At 63.0% G+C, this 17,956-nt stretch carries 16 protein-coding genes and 1 other RNA gene; 7 read left to right on the forward strand and 10 right to left on the reverse strand.

Annotated elements, in window-relative coordinates; all coding sequences use genetic code 11:
• Position 1 precedes the first annotated feature (1 nt).
• From rsmH to BLU35_RS16310, 7 genes are all read right to left on the reverse strand, one after another.
• On the reverse strand, positions 2–1,027 hold the full coding sequence (gene rsmH, locus BLU35_RS16280) for a 16S rRNA (cytosine(1402)-N(4))-methyltransferase RsmH (protein WP_057253457.1): 1,026 nt from the start codon (positions 1,025–1,027) through the stop codon (positions 2–4).
• Between the two features lie 14 nt (positions 1,028–1,041).
• Entirely contained in the window at positions 1,042–1,482 is a 441-nt protein-coding gene (mraZ, locus tag BLU35_RS16285; protein WP_057253455.1) for a division/cell wall cluster transcriptional repressor MraZ, read from the reverse strand.
• Positions 1,483–2,066: 584 nt separating this feature from the next.
• Positions 2,067–2,467: RNase P RNA component class A (rnpB, locus tag BLU35_RS16290), an RNA gene on the reverse strand.
• 105 nt (positions 2,468–2,572) lie between these two features.
• On the reverse strand, positions 2,573–3,763 hold the full coding sequence (locus BLU35_RS16295) for an NAD(P)/FAD-dependent oxidoreductase (RefSeq protein WP_093233715.1): 1,191 nt from the start codon (positions 3,761–3,763) through the stop codon (positions 2,573–2,575).
• 300 nt (positions 3,764–4,063) lie between these two features.
• Positions 4,064–4,591 (reverse strand): lytic transglycosylase domain-containing protein, encoded by a 528-nt coding sequence (locus tag BLU35_RS16300; protein ID WP_057253452.1) that lies wholly within the window; start codon positions 4,589–4,591, stop codon positions 4,064–4,066.
• 224 nt (positions 4,592–4,815) lie between these two features.
• Positions 4,816–5,580, reverse strand: a complete 765-nt coding sequence (locus tag BLU35_RS16305; RefSeq protein ID WP_057253450.1) for an N-acetylmuramoyl-L-alanine amidase — start codon at positions 5,578–5,580, stop codon at positions 4,816–4,818.
• Positions 5,577–6,284: a J domain-containing protein gene (locus BLU35_RS16310; protein WP_058321238.1), complete on the reverse strand. Its 708-nt coding sequence runs from the start codon at positions 6,282–6,284 to the stop codon at positions 5,577–5,579. The genes BLU35_RS16305 and BLU35_RS16310 overlap by 4 nt, the downstream gene beginning before the upstream one ends.
• 429 nt (positions 6,285–6,713) lie before the next feature.
• Here BLU35_RS16310 and BLU35_RS16315 point away from each other — a divergent pair, with 429 nt between their 5' ends.
• The 3 genes from BLU35_RS16315 (at position 6,714) to BLU35_RS16325 (ending at position 9,860) form a co-directional block, all read left to right on the forward strand.
• Positions 6,714–7,931: a pyrophosphate--fructose-6-phosphate 1-phosphotransferase gene (locus BLU35_RS16315; protein WP_057253446.1), complete on the forward strand. Its 1,218-nt coding sequence runs from the start codon at positions 6,714–6,716 to the stop codon at positions 7,929–7,931.
• A 130-nt stretch (positions 7,932–8,061) separates the two neighbouring features.
• Complete coding sequence (locus BLU35_RS16320; RefSeq protein WP_058326759.1) at positions 8,062–8,697, forward strand: LysE family translocator; 636 nt, start codon at positions 8,062–8,064, stop codon at positions 8,695–8,697.
• A 116-nt stretch (positions 8,698–8,813) separates the two neighbouring features.
• Entirely contained in the window at positions 8,814–9,860 is a 1,047-nt protein-coding gene (locus BLU35_RS16325) for a lytic transglycosylase domain-containing protein (RefSeq protein WP_058326760.1), read from the forward strand.
• Positions 9,861–9,902: 42 nt separating this feature from the next.
• On the opposite strand, the gene BLU35_RS16330 is transcribed toward BLU35_RS16325, so the two are convergent.
• Positions 9,903–11,255 carry a serine hydrolase domain-containing protein gene (locus tag BLU35_RS16330; protein ID WP_093233716.1) on the reverse strand — a complete coding sequence of 451 codons (1,353 nt, stop codon included), beginning with the start codon at positions 11,253–11,255 and terminating at the stop codon, positions 9,903–9,905.
• A 215-nt stretch (positions 11,256–11,470) separates the two neighbouring features.
• On the reverse strand, positions 11,471–13,021 hold the full coding sequence (locus BLU35_RS16335) for a putative bifunctional diguanylate cyclase/phosphodiesterase (RefSeq protein WP_093233717.1): 1,551 nt from the start codon (positions 13,019–13,021) through the stop codon (positions 11,471–11,473).
• A 176-nt stretch (positions 13,022–13,197) separates the two neighbouring features.
• Between BLU35_RS16335 and BLU35_RS16340 the strand changes: the two genes are divergently transcribed.
• The 4 genes from BLU35_RS16340 to BLU35_RS16355 all read left to right on the forward strand — a co-directional run bounded on the left by BLU35_RS16340 (position 13,198) and on the right by BLU35_RS16355 (position 17,632).
• A complete protein-coding gene (locus tag BLU35_RS16340; RefSeq protein WP_093233718.1) occupies positions 13,198–14,448 on the forward strand; it encodes a BtaA family protein in 1,251 nt (416 codons plus the stop codon).
• A gap of 4 nt (positions 14,449–14,452) precedes the next feature.
• Positions 14,453–15,121, forward strand: a complete 669-nt coding sequence (locus BLU35_RS16345) for a class I SAM-dependent methyltransferase (RefSeq protein ID WP_057253433.1) — start codon at positions 14,453–14,455, stop codon at positions 15,119–15,121.
• A 252-nt stretch (positions 15,122–15,373) separates the two neighbouring features.
• A complete protein-coding gene (locus BLU35_RS16350; protein WP_057253431.1) occupies positions 15,374–16,159 on the forward strand; it encodes a glycoside hydrolase family 25 protein in 786 nt (261 codons plus the stop codon).
• A 255-nt stretch (positions 16,160–16,414) separates the two neighbouring features.
• Complete coding sequence (locus BLU35_RS16355) at positions 16,415–17,632, forward strand: lytic murein transglycosylase (protein ID WP_093233727.1); 1,218 nt, start codon at positions 16,415–16,417, stop codon at positions 17,630–17,632.
• Positions 17,633–17,646: 14 nt separating this feature from the next.
• On the opposite strand, the gene BLU35_RS16360 is transcribed toward BLU35_RS16355, so the two are convergent.
• Positions 17,647–17,956, reverse strand: a 310-nt coding sequence (locus BLU35_RS16360; protein WP_143032938.1) for a transposase, incomplete at its 5' end; no start/stop codon positions are given.

The raw sequence follows: 17,956 nt of genomic DNA on the forward strand, positions 1-17,956 counted from the left end.
GTCAGCCCCCCAACCGTGCAAGGCTTGCCAGTTCCGGCAGATTGAAAATGGATAGATCGTTTCCCGGCGACGCGGCTTGCGTGCGGATGCCGGCGCGCAGCTTCGCAGAGCGGGCACGCGGATTGAGGGACGCTTCTTCCTCGCTGGCTGCCACCATGGGCTTGCCAACCGGCGTGAAGGTTGCCGCGCGCGCCGAAACCATCGGCAGATGGCGCGAACCGCTCGCCTTGCCGGAGCGATCCTGGAAGAAGGCCTTGACGATGCGGTCTTCGAGCGAATGGAAGGTGACAACGACAAGACGGCCGCCTGGCTTCAGCGCCTTTTCGGCGGCAAACAGCGCTTGAGCGAGCTCGCCGAGTTCGTCGTTGACGAAAACGCGCAGCGCCTGGAAGACGCGGGTCGCCGGATGGATCTTGTCTTTTGCCTTGCGCGGCGTCACCACCTCGATCAGGCCCGCAAGGTCGCGGGTCGTCTCGAAGGGCTGCTCGGCCCGGCGCTTCTCGATTGCGCGGGCAATGCGGCCCGCCTGCTTCTCTTCGCCGAGAAAACCGAAGATGCGGATGAGATCGGAGACCTTGGCACGGTTGACGACATCGGCGGCCGAAACGCCCGAGGCCGACATGCGCATGTCGAGCGGCCCCTTCTTCTGGAAGGAGAAGCCGCGCTCTGCCTCATCGATCTGCATCGAGGAAACGCCGATATCGAGCACGACGCCGTCCAGCCCCTCGGCCGGCGCATAGGCGGCAAGTTCGGAGAACTGCGAATGAATAAGCTTCAGCCGTCCGCCCCACTCGGCGACCTGCTTCTCGCCGGCGGCAATCGCCGTCGGGTCGCGGTCGAGCGCGATGACGTCGGCGCCGGCCTTGAGGATTGCGGAGCTGTAGCCGCCCGCACCGAAGGTGCCATCGAGGATGACCTTGCCGGGCGCAGGCTCGAGCGCCGCGAGAACCTCCGACAGGAGGACGGGAATGTGACGAACCGGTCCGCCTTCGGCTTCAGGAATACCTCCGCCTTGTTCCGTCACCATTCCGCCTCTCCATTCTAGTCTGGACGCAACCCCCGTGATTTGCGCCCTTCCCGGGCCACCGCCTGCGCCTTGACAAAGGCCTGCGGCTCCCAGAGCTGAAAATAATCGCCCCGCCCGACGAACATCACGTCGGTCGAGATTCCGGTGAAGTCGCGGATGAAATCCGTCACCATCAACCGGCCTTCCGGATCGAGCTTCACGAAGACGCCACCCCCATGAACGAGCAGCGACATCTCGTTGGCCTCCGAGGAAAACGGATCCTCGGCCGCCATCTGCTTCTCGAACCGATCCAGGAGCTCCGGCCCGCCGACGCTGATCGCCGGGAAGACGAAATCCTGAAAACAGTATAGCTCCCGGACGCCCCCATCCGACAGCACGGAACGAAACGCCGAGGGAACGGAAACCCGCCCCTTCGCATCGATCCGATTGGCAGCATGTGACAAGAAGCGGTTCATAACGCGAAACGGCCGCCCAAGACTGACGGGCCACAATCATCGACCCGCGAGAACACGTAACCGCACACACAAGACACCCCTGCCGGACACCGGAATGTCCGCCTACCCTCCGAAGCCGGAAGGCACTGGATTCTTGCGATGTTGGGCCGCGAAGCAGCCCCTGCGCAGTGCCATTATGGGATATCATGGGACCATATGGGCGTCAATGGGAATGAGCTCGTAAACAGCCGTCGGGCTGATCAAATATTGATAGGTTGTTAAGTTTAACGAAGGGTTACGAAGAGACCCCCACCGTCCGGGAATGCGACAGCGGAACGGCTTCAAATCGTTGGAAAATCAGAATGTGAGAAAGAGCGCAGCAATGTGGCTGTGCAGAGGTGTTTGCGCGTCATAGCAGAACGGGAAAGCGCAGTGGCAACGAAAAACCCGCCTGCACCGAAGCGGTCGCTGGCGCGAAAAACGACGCGCGGTTCGGGCCGATTTGCAAGGGCCGGTCGGTGAGATCAAGGAGAGCACCCGCAGCGAAATCGTCAGGAAGAAACGCGCCATCAACGTGTGCCGCACGCAGTTGCGGCCGGAGAGAAATCGCCAGTTGGCCTGTAAGCCGGGTTCTGTATGGCCCCGCAGCCCGAAGGCAACGGAACGTGGCAGCCATTCATCTGGGACTGCGCTTGCACGCAGCCTCTTGCAACCCACCCGGATGACTGGCCCGGAAACAGGCTGGACGCTTGCGCGCCCGCGTCATCCCTATTCGGTCTTGCTCCCGGTGGGGTTTGCCGTGCCGTCCATGTCGCCATGTCCGCGGTGGGCTCTTACCCCACCCTTTCACCCTTACTCCGCCAAGCGGAGCGGTTTGCTTTCTGTGGCACTTTCCCTGAGGTCGCCCTCGCCGGACGTTATCCGGCACCGTACTTCCGTGGAGCCCGGACTTTCCTCCCCCCGCGGCCTTTCGGCACTTGCGGAGAGCGGCTGCCCGGCCAACTGGCACGCGCTCCTTAAACCAGCCCGCCGCAGCGCGCCAGAAAAAACGGCAGAGTTTTTGAACCGCCAACAGGGCAGATTGGATCGGTGCGGTCTTGGCGCACCCGATCTAGCGAAACGCGACCGAGAAATCCGCATCGTATTCGGGCTCGTCGATCCGGCCGTTGAGCACGAGGACCGCGCCGAGCCGGCCGATCTCGTCGGAGCTCTTCGCCGCCTGGCCATTGCCGCCGGTGACGACGGCGAGACGGCTCCCCTCGGCAAAGCCGATATAGGGCAGTCCGTGCCGGGTGAACGAGGTGACGCAGGGCGAAAAGTGGGTGGAGACCGGCTGGAAGCCGGGCATCACCTCGGCCAGCAGCCCGCGCAAATGCTCCGCCGCTGTCGCGCTGCCCGGCCCGCGGAACCATTGCCGCACCGCCGGCTCGCCTTCGAGGATCCTGTCGGTCGGATCGCCGCCGATCTTGATGTAATGCTTGCCGTCGGCATAGACGACCGGCGGCAGCAGGTAGTAGCTTCTCTCCTGCTCCGGCGCCGCACCGATGAGGGAGGGCATCCCCTCGAAACCAGACAGATCGCCGTTTGCCACCTCGGCAAAGAATACGGTTCGCGCCTTGACGGTGAGATCGATCGGCCGCGGCAGGAGCGTTGCGGAAATCGAGAACCCGCCGGCGGCAACGATCACCCGGCCTGCCGCGTGGTGCTTTCCGTCGACGGTCGCGACAGCCACACGATCGCGCTCCTCCGATACGGTCGCGACCTCGCTGCGCACGATCCGGGCTCCCGCCTTCTCGGCGCATACCGTCTGCGCCGCGACCAGCGCCCGCGGGTTGATGTAGCCGGCCCCGCGCCTCTCGTGAACGCCGGCGGTGCCATCGGGGAAACGGAACCAGGGAAAACGCTGCGACAGCGCCTCGCCATCGTAGAGCGGCGCCCCGACGCCAAGCGCGTCGCGCGCCTTCTCGACTTGCTCGATATAGTCGTAGGAAGATCCGGGCGCCGGGCCGGCGATCAGGCAGCCAACTTCGTGGTAGAAGCCGATGCCGCTTTCGCCTTCGATTTCGCCGTAACGCTCGATCGAGCGTCTGGCGAGCCGCGCCCACACTGGATCGTCATCGATCGTGCGGGTGATGCGGGCATTGTCGTAGTGGCTCGAAAAGACGCCGGTATGATTGGCCCAGTCCGTCGGCTCATCAGGTCCGATCAGCGCGACCTTGGCTCCCGAAAGCGCCAGGTGGCGGGCGGCCGCAGCACCCATCATGCCCTTGCCGACGACAATGAAATCAAAGCTTTCCGACATGCCGGTCCTCGTCCCTTTTGCTCAAGGGAGATAGCATGCCGGCGCCTGTATGACACGATGGTTGTAGGGTTTTTCCCTGTGCGCCGGAACGCGAGACCTGTCCGGCTAGAGCATCCGCCATCGCCGGATATGGCTGGCGGATGAAGCTCTTCGTTGACTGCATGTTTCCATTGATCGTAGCCGGTTAACGGACAAAAACATGCAGAAAATCAAAGTGCTACAGCGACCTTTGCGCGTCTGATAAGACGCGCGGCGCTTTCGCCAAGCGAAAGAACGCGCCGGCGCTCGTCATGCAATCGATCAGTCGATGATGTTCTGCACCTTGCCGCAGTAGCGCTTGGAAACCGGGTTCATGCGCTTGGCGCCGTGGCCGGCATTGTACTTGAGAACCGTGCCGCACGTCGTACCGCCGGACAGCTCATGCGCCATGGCGAGGTACTTCATGCCGAACTTGATGTTGGTTTCCGGATCGTAGAGACCCTTGGAGGAACCGGAATAGCCCATCATGCGAGCGGTAGCAGGCTTGATCTGCATCAGGCCGATTTCGCCGGCGCTGCCGCGTGCCTTGGGATTGAAATTGCTTTCGACCTTGACGATCGCATGCGCCAGATCGACCGGAACGCCGTATTGCTTGGCGTAGGACTTGATCAGACCCGTGTACTGGACGTTCGAGACGAGATCCGGCTTGGGATAGCCTGTGGTCCGGGTGACGGACTGGATGGATGAGGTCTTGATGGTCTTATCGACATTCCCCGCATACGACGTACCCATCCCGGCGAAGAACATGCCAAGGCATGCCGCCACCGCAGCAACAGACGATATTCTCATTTAGTTTGAATTCTCCGGCCTGGGGAATGGACCGAAGCGCACCCCGCTTCGAACCTCACTTCCCGATCGTTTCATTCACAGGAAGTGAGCGTTGCGCCCTGATACCCCTGCAGTTCCAATGGGGCCGGAAATGAATGCCGCATCATGGTAAACATGTGGCAAAGCTAAAAAAACATGCCAAGAATATCTGCAGAAGTGCCGTTTTGACGAAAAAATCTTCCGCGTCAGGCGATGAATTGCGGCAGGCTGGAAAGCAGCCGGTGGAGCGTATCGAGGGTTGAGATGTCAGCGATGCCATCGACCCTTTGTTGTCGGAAGTGCCGCTGGAACGCCGCGACCGAGCCCTCGGTCTTTTCACAGAATTCGCCAGTTACATCAATGCCATAACCGTAGAGCGACAGCATCGACTGGATGGCCTCCACCGGCTGGCCCTGGTCGCCGCGCTGGAAAAAGCGTCCGCCGCCGATCGGGGCCGGTTCCACCCAGTGCCCGACCCCTTCGCGATGAAGAATGTGCCAGGGAAATTTTTCTCCCGGATCGACCTTGCGAATGGGGGCGATATCGCTGTGTGCGAGCACTCTCTCGGGCGCGATCGACCAGCGGTCGCCGCAGTCCCGACACAATTCCACAACTGCCGCGATCTGTTTTTCCGGAAAGTCCGGCAGACCGCCCGGGTGACCCGGGTTGGCGATCTCTATTCCGATCGAACAGGAATTGATATCGGTCTCGCCCTTCCAATAGCTCTTGCCGGCATGCCAGGCGCGGCGCGCCTCCGGCACGAGTTGATCGACGCGCCCATCCTCGTGGACGAAGTAATGGCTGGAGACCTGGCTTTCCTCGCGGCAAAGCCATTCGAGCGCCGAAGCGCCCGTCGGCATGCCGGTATAATGCAGAACGATCATATCCGGGGCGCGCTGGTCGACGCGGTCGCCGAAATTGGGCGACGGCATGAAGCGTGCACCCGGATAGTCGCAGTATTTGGAGGTCATGCGGCTCGGCGTTCTTTCTCGATCGCCTCATAGGCGGCATTCAGTGCCGCCATGCGATCATTGGCGATCGCGTGGAATTCGTGCGGTACGCCGCGCGCAACCAGCATGTCCGGATGGTTCTCCGAAACGAGTACCCGGTAGCGCCTGCGGATATCGGCAAAATCATCCTTACGCGAAACGCCGAGCACCTGGTAGGGGTCGCGGCCGTCACCATGGACATGTCGGGCCATGATGCGCTCGAAATGTCCCTCGTCCATGCCGAAGATGTCTGCCACGCGCAGCAGGAAGGCGAGCTCGCGCTCATGCACTGCGCCATCCGACTTGGCGATGTGGAACAGGCCGTCGACGATATCCTCGAGGATCGGGCAATTCTTTTCGCAGGACGAACACAGCGACGCCATCTTCTCCGCATAGGCCTCGTAACCGGCGACGTCCTGGCGCGCCAGGTTATAGAGACGCGCGACGTTCTGCGCCTGATCCGGCGGAAACTGGAAGATGTCGCGGAAGGCGTCGACTTCGGCCTCGGTCACGATGCCGTCGGCCTTGGCCATCTTGGCCGAAAGCGCGATCATGGCGACGGAGAAGGCCACCTTGCGCCGTGTTTCCGGATCGCCCTCGAACAGGGTGCGCACGGCCTCGACCACTCCGGCGAGCGCATTGCCGGTGGCGATAACGATCTTGAGGAGGCTGTCCCAAAATGACATGCGAGGTTCCCTGTCTCTCCACTCTATAGCATGGACCGATGTGGTGGCAAATTGCAAGCGGTGGACGGCCCGAACCACAAGGATGACGAATTTGTGATGGCCCCTCACTATTGTCAATCCATCGATTGGAACTTGCGACAGTCAGCCGATGGAAAGCTGTTCCCGCGGGAACAGCCATTAAATAAAAAAGAGATGTCATCGCGGCCCGAAAAGGCAGCAATTCCACCGCTCGCAACAGCCAGCCTGCGCGCCCGCCGGCAGCGCACCCTGCGACAATCCGCGCGCACCTGCCCTGCCCGCCATTCCGGCGCTCAATGGCTCCTTTCGGCAGCAGCTCGACACAACATCCACAGACCCGTCATTTAATTTCCATCCGATTTGCGTTATGGAGGCCCCACCCATCGCATGCCAAAGTCCCGAGGAGGAAACATGGCCAAGAAAAAAGTCGCAATGCTGACGGCCGGCGGGCTCGCGCCCTGTCTGTCATCTGCCGTTGGGGGACTGATCGAGCGCTACACGGACGTCGCGCCCGAATATGAGCTGGTCGCCTATCGCTCCGGCTACCAGGGCGTGCTCTTAGGCGACCGCATCGAGATCACCCGCGACATGCGCGAGAAGGCGCATCTCCTGCACCGCCATGGCGGCTCGCCGATCGGCAACAGCCGCGTCAAGCTCACCAACGCGGCCGACTGCGTCAAGCGCGGCCTCGTCAAGGATGGCGAGAACCCGCTGCGCATCGCCGCAGAGCGGCTTGCCAATGACGGCATCTCGATCCTCCACACGATCGGTGGCGACGACACCAACACGACCGCGGCCGACCTTGCCGCCTATCTCGGCGCCAACGGCTACAATCTGACCGTGGTTGGCCTGCCGAAGACCGTCGACAACGACGTCGTGCCGATCCGCCAGACGCTCGGCGCCTGGACGGCCGCCGAATACGGTGCCCGCTTCTTCGACAATGTCAGCAACGAGCAGAGCGCCGCACCGCGCACGCTGGTCGTCCATGAGGTCATGGGCCGCCACTGCGGCTGGCTGACCGCGGCCACCGCCCGCTCCTATATCCAGACGATCGACGACAAGGAGTTCGTCGACGGCTTCATGATGAACCGGCAGATGAAAAACATCGACGGTCTCTACCTGCCGGAGATGAAGTTCGATCTGCAGGGCGAGGCCGATCGTCTGCGTAAGATCATGGACCGCACCGGCTTCGTGACGCTGTTCGTCAGCGAAGGCGCCTGCCTCGATGCGATCGTCACTGAGCGGGAAGCGGCCGGCGAAACGATCAAGCGCGATGCCTTCGGCCACGTGAAGATCGACACGATCAATGTCGGCAACTGGTTCTCGAAGCAGTTCGCAGCACTGCTCGGCGCCGAGCGCGCAATGGTGCAGAAGTCCGGCTACTACGCCCGCTCCGCACCGGCCAACGGCGACGACCTGCGCCTGATCCAGAGCATGGTCGACCTCGCCGTCGAAAGCGCGCTCAACAAGGTCTCCGGCGTCACCGGTCACGACGAGGACCAGGGCGGCAAGCTGCGCACGATCGAGTTCCCGCGCATCAAGGGCGGCAAGCAGTTCGACACCTCGGTCAAGTGGTTCGGCGACGTGATGGACGTCATAGGCCAAAAGTGGCAGGCGCAGAAGCACTGACCATGCGAACCCCGGCGGGTGCGTATGCCGCGCGCCGACAACGCCTGATTTAAAAGATTGACGGCTCCGCGTTTCCATGGCTGGCTCGGCCAATTCATTGCCGAGATCTAGTTAAACGCGGAGCTTTTTCATGTCCTTTGAACATTGGTTTGCCTTTGCCGCAGCCTCTGCCGTGCTGCTCGCCATTCCCGGCCCCACCATTCTTCTCGTCATTTCCTATGCGCTCGGCCACGGCCGCAAGACGGCAGGCGCCACCGTCGCCGGCGTCGCGCTCGGCGACTTCACCGCGATGACCGCCTCCATGCTCGGCCTCGGTGCGCTGCTGGCGACCTCGGCGGCGATCTTCACCGTGCTGAAATGGGTGGGAGCGGCCTATCTCATCTGGCTCGGCATCAAACTCTGGCGCACGCCGGTCGCAACCGGCGGCGATGCCGACGTCGAAACCACCCCCACCGAGCGCCCGCTGCGCATCTTCTTTCACACCTATGCGGTCACCGCGCTCAATCCGAAGAGCATCGTCTTCTTCGTCGCCTTCCTGCCGCAGTTCCTCGATCTCAGCCAGCCGCTCTTCACGCAGATGGCGATTTTCGAGCTCACTTTCCTGACGCTCGCGATCGTCAATGCCAGCCTCTACGCGGCCCTTGCGACCGCGGCGCGCAGCACGATCTCGCGGCCTAATATTCGCCGCATCGTCAACCGCGCCGGCGGCTCCATGCTCATCGGCGCAGGGCTTCTGACGGCGACGATGAAGCGCGCCTCGGCGTGAAAATGTCGCCCGCGCTTGCCGCCGCCAGCCTCATAGGTTAATGGAGATTCACTCTTGGCGGCTGGCAACCGCTGATTTGCAGGGGCTACGGGGCCCAGAAGCACGAAAGTGACAGAATGGCGAAGTACCGTATTTCCCTTACCAAACAGACGTTTGGCGTGGCAGCTATACTGTCGGCGACCATCGTCTCGGGATGCTCAACGGTAGAGCACACGTCGCTCGAAGAACTGACGGCCGTGCAGACGGTCACCCCGCTCGCAAAGCCCGGAACTGAAATGACGGCCTACGCGCTGCCCACGCCTGATGGTGTGGCCACCGCAACGAGCGCTGCGCTTATGGCACAGACGGCAGCCCAGGCGTCGGGCATCGCGGTCACCTATCCGGTCGCGGCTGACCTGGCGCAAGGCGCCGAAGCCGCCCCCTCGATGGTAGCGGTCCCCGCCGCCAAGCCGGGCGACTCCATGGCGCTTGCCATGGTCGCTCCGACAACGCAAACGAATGCGACCGCTGCCATCGCCGCCGCCGGAACCCCGCTGTCGGGCGACGCGACGCAGCTGGCGGCAGCAGCCGCTTCGCCCGCCGCGACCAAGACGGCCCGCGTCCAGGATCTTCCGGTTTCGACGCTCGCGGTTGCCGCCGCGATGGAATCGGACTTCGACACCGGCGAGCCCGTCGGCCTCGAAACGCTCGTCGCCAACCGCATGATCGTGCCGACCGAGCGTCCGAAGACCGGTGTCATCGGCTCGACGGTCGCAGCCGTCGCCAGCGTCATTCCGGATTCGATGAAGCTCACCAAGGCGCCGACCAGCTCGCGTCCCGACCTCGACAAGCTGATCAAGTATTATGCCGATCTGAACGACATTCCGGTCGAACTGGTTCACCGCGTCGTCAAGCGCGAGAGCAACTACAATCCGCGCGCCTACAGCAAGGGCAATTACGGCCTGATGCAGATCCGCTACAACACCGCCAAGGGCCTCGGCTATGACGGTCCGGCGGAAGGCCTGTTCGACGCCGAAACCAACCTCAAATACGCGACGAAGTATCTGCACGGCGCCTGGATGGTGGCCGACAACCAGCACGACGGCGCGGTCAAGCTCTATGCCAGCGGCTACTACTACCACGCCAAGCGCAAGGGCCTGCTCGACGATCTCGGCATGAAGTAAGCGAAGCACGTTTACCGATATTCGAACTGTTTTATGAGGCGCTCAATCGAGCGCCTCTATTATTTTGGCGTTGAGCTTCTGTACGTCGTAGCCGAGCCTCGAAGGCGTGAGCCCCAGCCGGACCACCGCAAGCTTCAGCGAAGGCACCAGCATGATCGCCTGGCCGTCATGGCCGAGCATCCAGAAGGCGTCCGCCGGAAAACTGCCGGAGCCGGCGCGCACGCCGTTTTCCTCCAGCCACACCTGGCCCTGGCCGTATTTTCCGCCTGAGGCCTTGGCCGGCGCGCGCATGAAGGCGACGTAGTCCTTCGGCAGCATCGCCCTCCCCTTCCAGACGCCATCCTGCAATAGGAACTGCGCGAAGCGCGCCCAGTCCTGCGCGGTGGCATACATATAGGACGAGCCGACGAAGGTGCCGCTCGCATCGGTTTCGAGCACGGCGCTGGTCATGCCCAAGGGCGCAAACAGGGCGTCATGCGGGAAGGCAAGTGCCGCCGCCGGATCATCGAAGGTCCGCATCCAGATGCGCGACAGCAACGTGCTGGTGCCGCTGGAATAGCTGAACGTCGCACCGGGATCGGATGTCAGCGGCTTGATGGCCGCATAACCCGCCATGTCCTTCTCGAGATAGAGCATGCGCGTCACGTCGGTGACGTCGCCATAGTTCTCGTTGAATTCGAGACCGCTCTGCATGCCCATCAGATCGGCAAGCGTGATGCTGGCCCGTTCGTCGCTCGCCCACTCCGGCAGGAGTCCGGCACGCGCCACTTCCATTCGGCCCTCGGCCACACGCAGTCCGATCAGCGCCGCCGTGACCGATTTCGTCATCGACCAGCCGAGCAACGGCGTCGAGCGGTCAAAGCCCCGACCATAGCTCTCGGCGACCAGGCGGCCATCGCGAATGACGGCAATCGCCCGCGCGCCCGGACCGGCGAGATCGGCATCTTCGATAAGTCCCTGCAGGGCGGGATCGATCGCGGCTCCCTCGCCTTCCGGCCAAGGCGCTTCGGAAGCCGGCGCCGCCACAGCCGCCGCGGTCGTGATCGGCGGCAGGCTCGTTCCGCCGCCATCCGGCAGGCTCGTGCATCCTGCGCCCGGCCGGTAGGCGGCGTAGCCCGCCGCTGCAAAGCCGAGGATCCGTGCGGTCACCATCTGTTTTTCCGGTTCGACGGCAACCTTCACCAGCTTCAGCAAGGGGTGTCCCGGCGCCTGGACATCATCGGCCAGCACCGACTGGGCATCGCGTCGCGCGATGAAGACATTGGAGCAGACGATCTTCGCAGCGTACCCATCGCCGACCTTGAGCAACTCCGGCGGCGCGAGCGCGAGCCATCCGAAGAGGGCGACGACACCCAACACCAGCGCCGCACCTGATATCCTCAACATGCGTCTCATGCGTTCCCTCCGGCCGTCTCAAATATCCTTGGAGTCTTGCCGACCAAGGACAGAAAGATGCAGCAATTCAAACAGCGGTGGTGCTGGTCCGATGGGACGCGCGGTCGCTGTCGAGTTGCAGAGAGAACCAGCATTTCGCCGACAGGAAAAGCCCGCAGACTGCAAGTTTCCAATTTCTGGGGAATGGGGCCCTGGGGAGTGCTGGTCCCGCGGCGTTAGGCCGAACGTCGCAAATCCGCCGCTTCGCCTGTCTCAGGCAATGCCGCCACATCGGTGAGCGCCGGCGATATCCACGGACCGCGGACTTCCGCGGCGCCGCTTGCCTGCGCGCAATCCATCTCGCTTTCCTTTTCGATGCCGCGCACGGCGATCGGCAGGCGCAGTACCTGGCCGGTCTTGATGAGGCAGGCGAGCAGCGCAACGCTGCGCTCGCTGCCGTGGGTCGCCCGGATGGCGGTAAGATCGATGGTCACCTGGTCGGGCTGCAGTTCGGCAATCAGGTTCAACGGCAAGGATGAACCGGCGCCGCCGCCAAGCGCAATCCGCACACCAAGCGCGCGCAACCCCTGGAGATTTTCGGAAATCAGGGCGAGATCCTCGGTCGAAAAGTCCCCGGTGATCTCGATCGTCAGGCGTCCCGGCGGCAAGCTCGCTTCGGCGAGGCATTGCCCGACCTGCGCAACAAAGTCTCGATCCTTGAGTTGCGGGGCAAAGGGGGCGACAGTCAGCCCGGTCGGCGAAGCCCAGCGGGCAGCCTCCGTGCAGGCCGCCTGAAGTGTCCAATAGCCAAGCGAAAGCGCACTCGTGCTCTGCTCAGACGGCTCTATGAAGGCTTCCGCGCCGATGACGCCGCGAAGCGGGTGCCGCCAGCGCAGCAGCGCCTCGAAAGCGCGGATGGCTCCGCTTGCCGTCCCGGCAATCGGCAGGAATTCGAGGAAGAATTCGTCGTCCTCGAGCCCGCGTGCCACATCGCGCTCGGCCTCCGCCCGCTGCCGGGCGGCGTGGGTCAGCGTTTCCGAGTGGAAGGCGTGGCTGTTGCCGCTCATCGCCTTCGCCTCGTAGAGCGCCAGGTCCGCACGCTTCAGCACGTCGCCCGTCGCCGTATCGCTTCGCTCGACGAAGGCGATGCCGATGCTGCAGGCGGATGCGACCCGTGCATCGCCAAGATCGAACGGCGCTTCGAACAATGCCTTTACCCGCATTGCGAGTATTTCCGCCTCAGCCTGCGATGAAGCATCGGCCGCTGCAAGCACGAACTCATCGCCCCCGAGCCGGTAGATGGTTGCCTCCCCGGAAAAGGCGCGCCTCAGCCGGGCGCCGAAGAGTGCTAGCAACCGGTCGCCGGCATCGTGACCCATCGTATCGTTGATCGCCTTGAACCGGTCGAGATCAAGTAGGAGCAGGGCATTGCGCTCGAAGGCCGGCCCTTCGGCACAAAGCGCCTGACGAATGTCCGCTTCCAGCGCCGCGCGATTTGCGAGACCTGTGAGCTTGTCGCGGTGGACCTCGTGGCGCAAGCGCCGCTCGGCGCGGCGCGCTGCATGCAACTCGTGTTCGAGGCGGCGCGAGTAACGCCAGCGATAGAAGGACCCGCCGAGGAGGAACGGCATGGCGCCAGCCGCAAGCATTGTCGGAACATCCCAATTCGATTGTTTTGCGAGCACGGTTTCCGTCGCCAGTAACGCCGCGGAAACCAGAGCCCCCAATGCCGCGCCGGCAACCGCAAATCGCTGCTCGGGCTTCGGCAGAAACGTTCTTAACATCATGTCGACGCCCCCGAATATGAGCCGGTGCTAGCACGCCAGGGTTTAATGATTTCTTATGGGTGAAAAATAGTATGGCGGCCGTTCGAGCGCGCTCTGGGGGCTGTGGAAACCTCGTCATCAAAGTGTAGCGGAGTCACTTTAGAAGCGGCTAAGTTTCAACTGGATGAGCGGCAGAGATGACCGAACTAGCCCCCGACGTCGGCTTTGGCAGAAAAAATCCGAAGCTGAAAAACGCCCTGCTCCAGCACAAGACCTTTTCCCTTGCCGGCCTCTCGGAGCGTCTCTTCGGCCTGCTTTTTTCCGGTCTTGTCTACCCGCAGATCTGGGAAGATCCGATCGTCGACATGGAAGCGATGCAGCTCGGCCCGGAGCACCGGATCGTCACCATCGGCTCCGGCGGCTGCAATATGCTGACCTATCTGTCGGCCGGCCCGCGCGAGATCGACGTCGTCGACCTCAACCCGCACCACATCGCGCTGAACCGCCTCAAGCTCGCGGCCTTCCGCCATCTGCCGAGCCACAAGGATGTCACGCGTTTCCTGGCGACCCAGGGCACGGCCGCCAACGTCCAGGCCTTCGACCTCTTCATTGCGCCGAAGCTCGACACCGCGACGCGCAGCTACTGGAACGGCCGCGACCTGACCGGCCGCCGCCGCATCGGCGTCTTCGGCCGCAACATCTATCGCACCGGCCTGCTCGGCCGCTTCATTGCCGCAAGCCACCTGCTCGCCCGTCTACACGGCGTCAACCCGGAAGAATTCGTCCAGGCCGGCTCGATGCGCGAGCAGCGGCAATTCTTCGACGAGCGCCTGGCACCGCTTTTCGATCGCCCCGTCATCCGCTGGATTACCGGCCGCAAGAGCTCGCTATTCGGGCTTGGCATCCCGCCGCAGCAGTTCGACGAGCTGGCAAGCCTCAGCAGCGAGAAGTCGCTCGCCGCCGTGCTGCGCCATCGGCTTGAAAAGCTCACCTGTCACTTTCCGCTGCGGGAAAACTACTTCGCCTGGCAGGCCTTTGGGCGCCGCTATCCGCTACCGCACGAAGGCGAGCTACCGCCCTACCTCAATGCCCGCGCCTACGAGGCGATCCGCAACAATGCCGAGCGTGTCGAGGTCCACCACGCAAGCTACACCGAGCTCCTGGCGAGCAAGCCGGCGGCTTCCGTCGACCGCTACATCCTGCTCGATGCCCAGGACTGGATGACCGACCAGCAGCTCAACGATCTCTGGACCGAGATCACCCGCACGGCCGATACCGGCGCGATCGTCATCTTCCGCACGGCGGCAGAAGACAGCATCCTGCCCGGCCGTGTCTCCTCGGCCCTGCTCGACCAGTGGCACTACGATGCCGAAGCATCGGTCAAGCTCGGCGCCGAAGACCGCTCCGCCATCTATGGTGGTTTCCACATCTATCGGAAGAAGGCTTGAGCCGATGCGTGAGGCCGGGATTTCGCACGCGCGGCGCATGGACCACATGTACCGCTACCAGCGGCATTTCTACGATCTGACGCGGAAGTACTATCTCTTCGGCCGCGACACGCTGATCCGGGAGATGAACCCGGCCCCCGGTGCCTCTGTGCTCGAAGTCGGCTGCGGCACCGGGCGCAATCTGGCGCTGATCGGCCGCTGCTTCCCTTCGGCCCGTCTCTTCGGCCTGGACATTTCCTCGGAAATGCTGACCTCCGCCGATGCAAAGCTCAACCGTAGCGGCAAGCGCCGTGCCGAACTTCAGGTCGCCGACGCCACGGATTTCGACCCCGCCATCTTCGGCGAGCGCGGCTTCGATCGCATCGTCATCTCCTATTCGCTGTCGATGATCCCCGATTGGCAGAAGGCGATCGATGCGGCCATCGCCGCGCTCAATCCAGGCGGCTCGCTGCACATCGCCGATTTCGGCCAGCAGGAGCGCCTGCCGGCGAGCTTCCGCCGCGCGCTGCACGGCTGGCTCGATCGCTTCCATGTCACGCCACGCGCAAACCTCTTCGAGGTTCTGCGCGAGAAGGCGAGAGTAAACGGCGCCGATCTCGAACGCCGCGCGATCGGTCGCGGCTACGCCTGGCTTGCGGTCTATCACCGCCCGGCGGTCGCAATCGCCGCCTGAACCGGGACCCGGTCGCGCAGTCGGCTGGCGACCGCCCTTATCTCACGTCGCCAGAGAGCACCGAAATCACCAAAGGGATTTCGCGTTGGAGTAGAAATCGGCGAACTCCCGCCCACCTGCAATTCCCGCTTGAGCTAACCCAATTTTTACGATGATATGGTGAAGATGAGGTTCACGCCTCGCGGGGGAAATCACCGATATGAAAGCCATCGTGTGAGGCAGGATCGTCGCTCGTCTCTAGACAGGTACCTCATGCGCCGGCTTCTTCTGGCTCTACTGCCCATCGCCACCCTCCTTTCCGCCTGTTCGTCGACCGATTACGACCTGATGCAGACGGCATCGATCCCGCCGCGCTTCCAGGATACGGACCCGCAGAACTTCGGCGACCGCACCCCGCAGCACCACAACATCCACGGCATCGACGTCTCCAAATGGAATGGTGATATCGACTGGATGAAGGTGAAGAATTCGGGCGTCTCCTTCGCCTTCATCAAGGCGACGGAAGGCAAGGACAGGGTCGACACGCGCTTCAACGAATATTGGCAGCGGGCGCGTGCCGCCGGCATCCCCTACGCGCCCTATCACTTCTACTATTTCTGCTCGACCGCCGACGATCAGGCCGACTGGTTCATCGCCAATGTGCCGAAAAGCGCGGTCTATCTGCCTCCGGTGCTCGACGTCGAATGGAACGGCGAATCGAAGACCTGCCGCCACCGCCCGACTCCAAGCGAGGTCCGCGCCGAGATGAAGCACTTCATGGATCGCCTCGAAGCCCATTACGGCAAGCGCCCGATCATCTACACCTCGGTCGACTTCCACCGGGACAATCTCGTCGACCAGTTCAAGGACTATCACTTCTGGGTGCGCTCGACCGCCAAGCACCCGAAAGACGTCTATGTCGAGCGCCGCTGGGCCTTCTGGCAGTACACCAGCACCGGCGTTATCCCGGGCATCGACGGCAGTACCGATATCAATGCCTTCGCCGGCTCGGCGAAAAACTGGAAGAACTGGGTCGCAGCAGTCTCACAGCCGAAGTAAGACTGGCATTCTTGCCGGCAACCGCGGCAAGGCACCCCATTTTCTTCTTTCGGTCATAATGCTCTGGAAGAGCAAAGGCAGATTTACAGCGCCCGCACATCTCCAAGGACGCGCAAAGGTCGCTGTAACATTTTTGAACCGCTGCATGATTTGTCCCTAAATCGGTGACGATTTAAGGCGTTATGCAGGTCATCCAGCAATTTGGCTGCCCGTGGTGGTGTCTCCCGCACCCCGCGGCCAAAGAAAGGAATTATGATGATCCGGACTACCCGGCACGCCCTGGCCTCCGTCGCCCTCCTGGCGCTTACCGCCTCCACCGCCTTCGCCCAGACGGGCACGCAGAGCGCCGCTCCGGCTGCTGCCTGCGGCGGCGACCTCGGCGCGTTTCTTCAGGGCGTGAAGGCCGAAGCTGTCGCCAAGGGTGTTCCGGCCGATGTCGCCGATCGTGCGCTCGCAGGCGCCGTGATCGACCAGAAGGTGCTGAGCCGCGACCGCACCCAGGGCGTCTTCAAGCAGACCTTCACCGAGTTCTCCAAGCGCACGGTCAGCAAGTCGCGCCTCGATATCGGCCAGCAGAAGATGAAGGAATATGCCGACGTCTTCGCCCGCGCCGAGAAAGAATTCGGCGTGCCGGCCCCCGTCATCACCGCCTTCTGGGCGATGGAAACCGACTTTGGTGCCGTGCAGGGCGACTTCAACACCCGCAATGCTTTGGTGACGCTCTCGCACGACTGCCGCCGCCCGGAAATGTTCCGACCGCAGCTGATCGCGGCCATCGAGATGGTCCAGCACGGCGATCTTGACCCGGCAACGACCACCGGCGCCTGGGCCGGCGAGATCGGCCAGGTGCAGATGCTGCCGGAAGACATTATCGCCTATGGCGTCGATGGCGACGGCGATGGCCACGTCAACCTGAAGAAGAGCTCGCCTGACGCGATCCTGACCGCGGCCAAGTTCATCCAGAGCCTCGGCTTCAAGGCTGGCCAGCCCTGGATCCAGGAAGTCAGCGTTCCCGAAGAACTCCCCTGGGAAAAGACCGGCCTGCAGACGGGCATGAAGGCTTCGGACTGGTTCGCGCTCGGCGTCAGCCCACGCGACGGCAACACCGCCAACGGCAATCTCGAAGCCTCGCTGGTGCTGCCGCAGGGCCGCAAGGGTGTGGCCTTCCTGACCTACCCGAACTTCAACGTCTATCTCGAGTGGAACCAGTCGTTCATCTACACGACCTCGGCCGCCTACTTCGCAACCCGCCTCGCCGGCGCGCCAACCTATGAAGGCGGCAACCCGGAACCGGGCCTCGACGATGTCGCCATGAAGGCGCTGCAGACCAAGCTCCAGACGCTCGGCCACGACGTCGGCAAGGTCGACGGCATCCTCGGCTCCGGCACCCGCGCCGCACTCCAGAAGGAGCAGCTCCGCCTCGGACGTCCTGCAGACGGCTGGGCCACGTTGGAACTTTTGAACGCGCTCTAGAGTATCCGTGTTGGTCAAGTACGGGTTGGTTCCCATATGCGGCCATCCCTGAGCAATGCGTTTGCGATGATGATGAGCTTTCGCATGACGGCGGTAATGGCGAGTTTTGAGGCTTTTCCGGCGGCCTTGAGCCGGTCGTACTTGGCCTTGAGGTCGGGATTGAAGCGGATGGCGACGAGCGCGGGCATGTAGAGTGCTCGTCGGACATTGGCCCGGCCGCCGCGGATGGAGGCGCGGCCGATCCACTGTCCGGATTGGCGAGCGACCGGAGCGAGGCCGGCGAGGGAAGCGACCTGGGCCTGGTCGAGTGTACCGAGTTCGGGC

Source organism: Sinorhizobium sp. NFACC03, from assembly GCF_900103435.1.
Lineage (GTDB): Bacteria > Pseudomonadota > Alphaproteobacteria > Rhizobiales > Rhizobiaceae > Ensifer.

Coding starts and splice junctions, on each gene's coding strand:
- rsmH (WP_057253457.1), bottom strand. CDS start 1,027: ATGGTGACGGAACAAGGCGGAGGTATTCCTGAAGCCGAAGGCGGACCG.
- mraZ (WP_057253455.1), bottom strand. CDS start 1,482: ATGAACCGCTTCTTGTCACATGCTGCCAATCGGATCGATGCGAAGGGG.
- BLU35_RS16295 (WP_093233715.1), bottom strand. CDS start 3,763: ATGTCGGAAAGCTTTGATTTCATTGTCGTCGGCAAGGGCATGATGGGT.
- BLU35_RS16300 (WP_057253452.1), bottom strand. CDS start 4,591: ATGAGAATATCGTCTGTTGCTGCGGTGGCGGCATGCCTTGGCATGTTC.
- BLU35_RS16305 (WP_057253450.1), bottom strand. CDS start 5,580: ATGACCTCCAAATACTGCGACTATCCGGGTGCACGCTTCATGCCGTCG.
- BLU35_RS16310 (WP_058321238.1), bottom strand. CDS start 6,284: ATGTCATTTTGGGACAGCCTCCTCAAGATCGTTATCGCCACCGGCAAT.
- BLU35_RS16315 (WP_057253446.1), top strand. CDS start 6,714: ATGGCCAAGAAAAAAGTCGCAATGCTGACGGCCGGCGGGCTCGCGCCC.
- BLU35_RS16320 (WP_058326759.1), top strand. CDS start 8,062: ATGTCCTTTGAACATTGGTTTGCCTTTGCCGCAGCCTCTGCCGTGCTG.
- BLU35_RS16325 (WP_058326760.1), top strand. CDS start 8,814: ATGGCGAAGTACCGTATTTCCCTTACCAAACAGACGTTTGGCGTGGCA.
- BLU35_RS16330 (WP_093233716.1), bottom strand. CDS start 11,255: ATGAGACGCATGTTGAGGATATCAGGTGCGGCGCTGGTGTTGGGTGTC.
- BLU35_RS16335 (WP_093233717.1), bottom strand. CDS start 13,021: ATGATGTTAAGAACGTTTCTGCCGAAGCCCGAGCAGCGATTTGCGGTT.
- BLU35_RS16340 (WP_093233718.1), top strand. CDS start 13,198: ATGACCGAACTAGCCCCCGACGTCGGCTTTGGCAGAAAAAATCCGAAG.
- BLU35_RS16345 (WP_057253433.1), top strand. CDS start 14,453: ATGCGTGAGGCCGGGATTTCGCACGCGCGGCGCATGGACCACATGTAC.
- BLU35_RS16350 (WP_057253431.1), top strand. CDS start 15,374: ATGCGCCGGCTTCTTCTGGCTCTACTGCCCATCGCCACCCTCCTTTCC.
- BLU35_RS16355 (WP_093233727.1), top strand. CDS start 16,415: ATGATCCGGACTACCCGGCACGCCCTGGCCTCCGTCGCCCTCCTGGCG.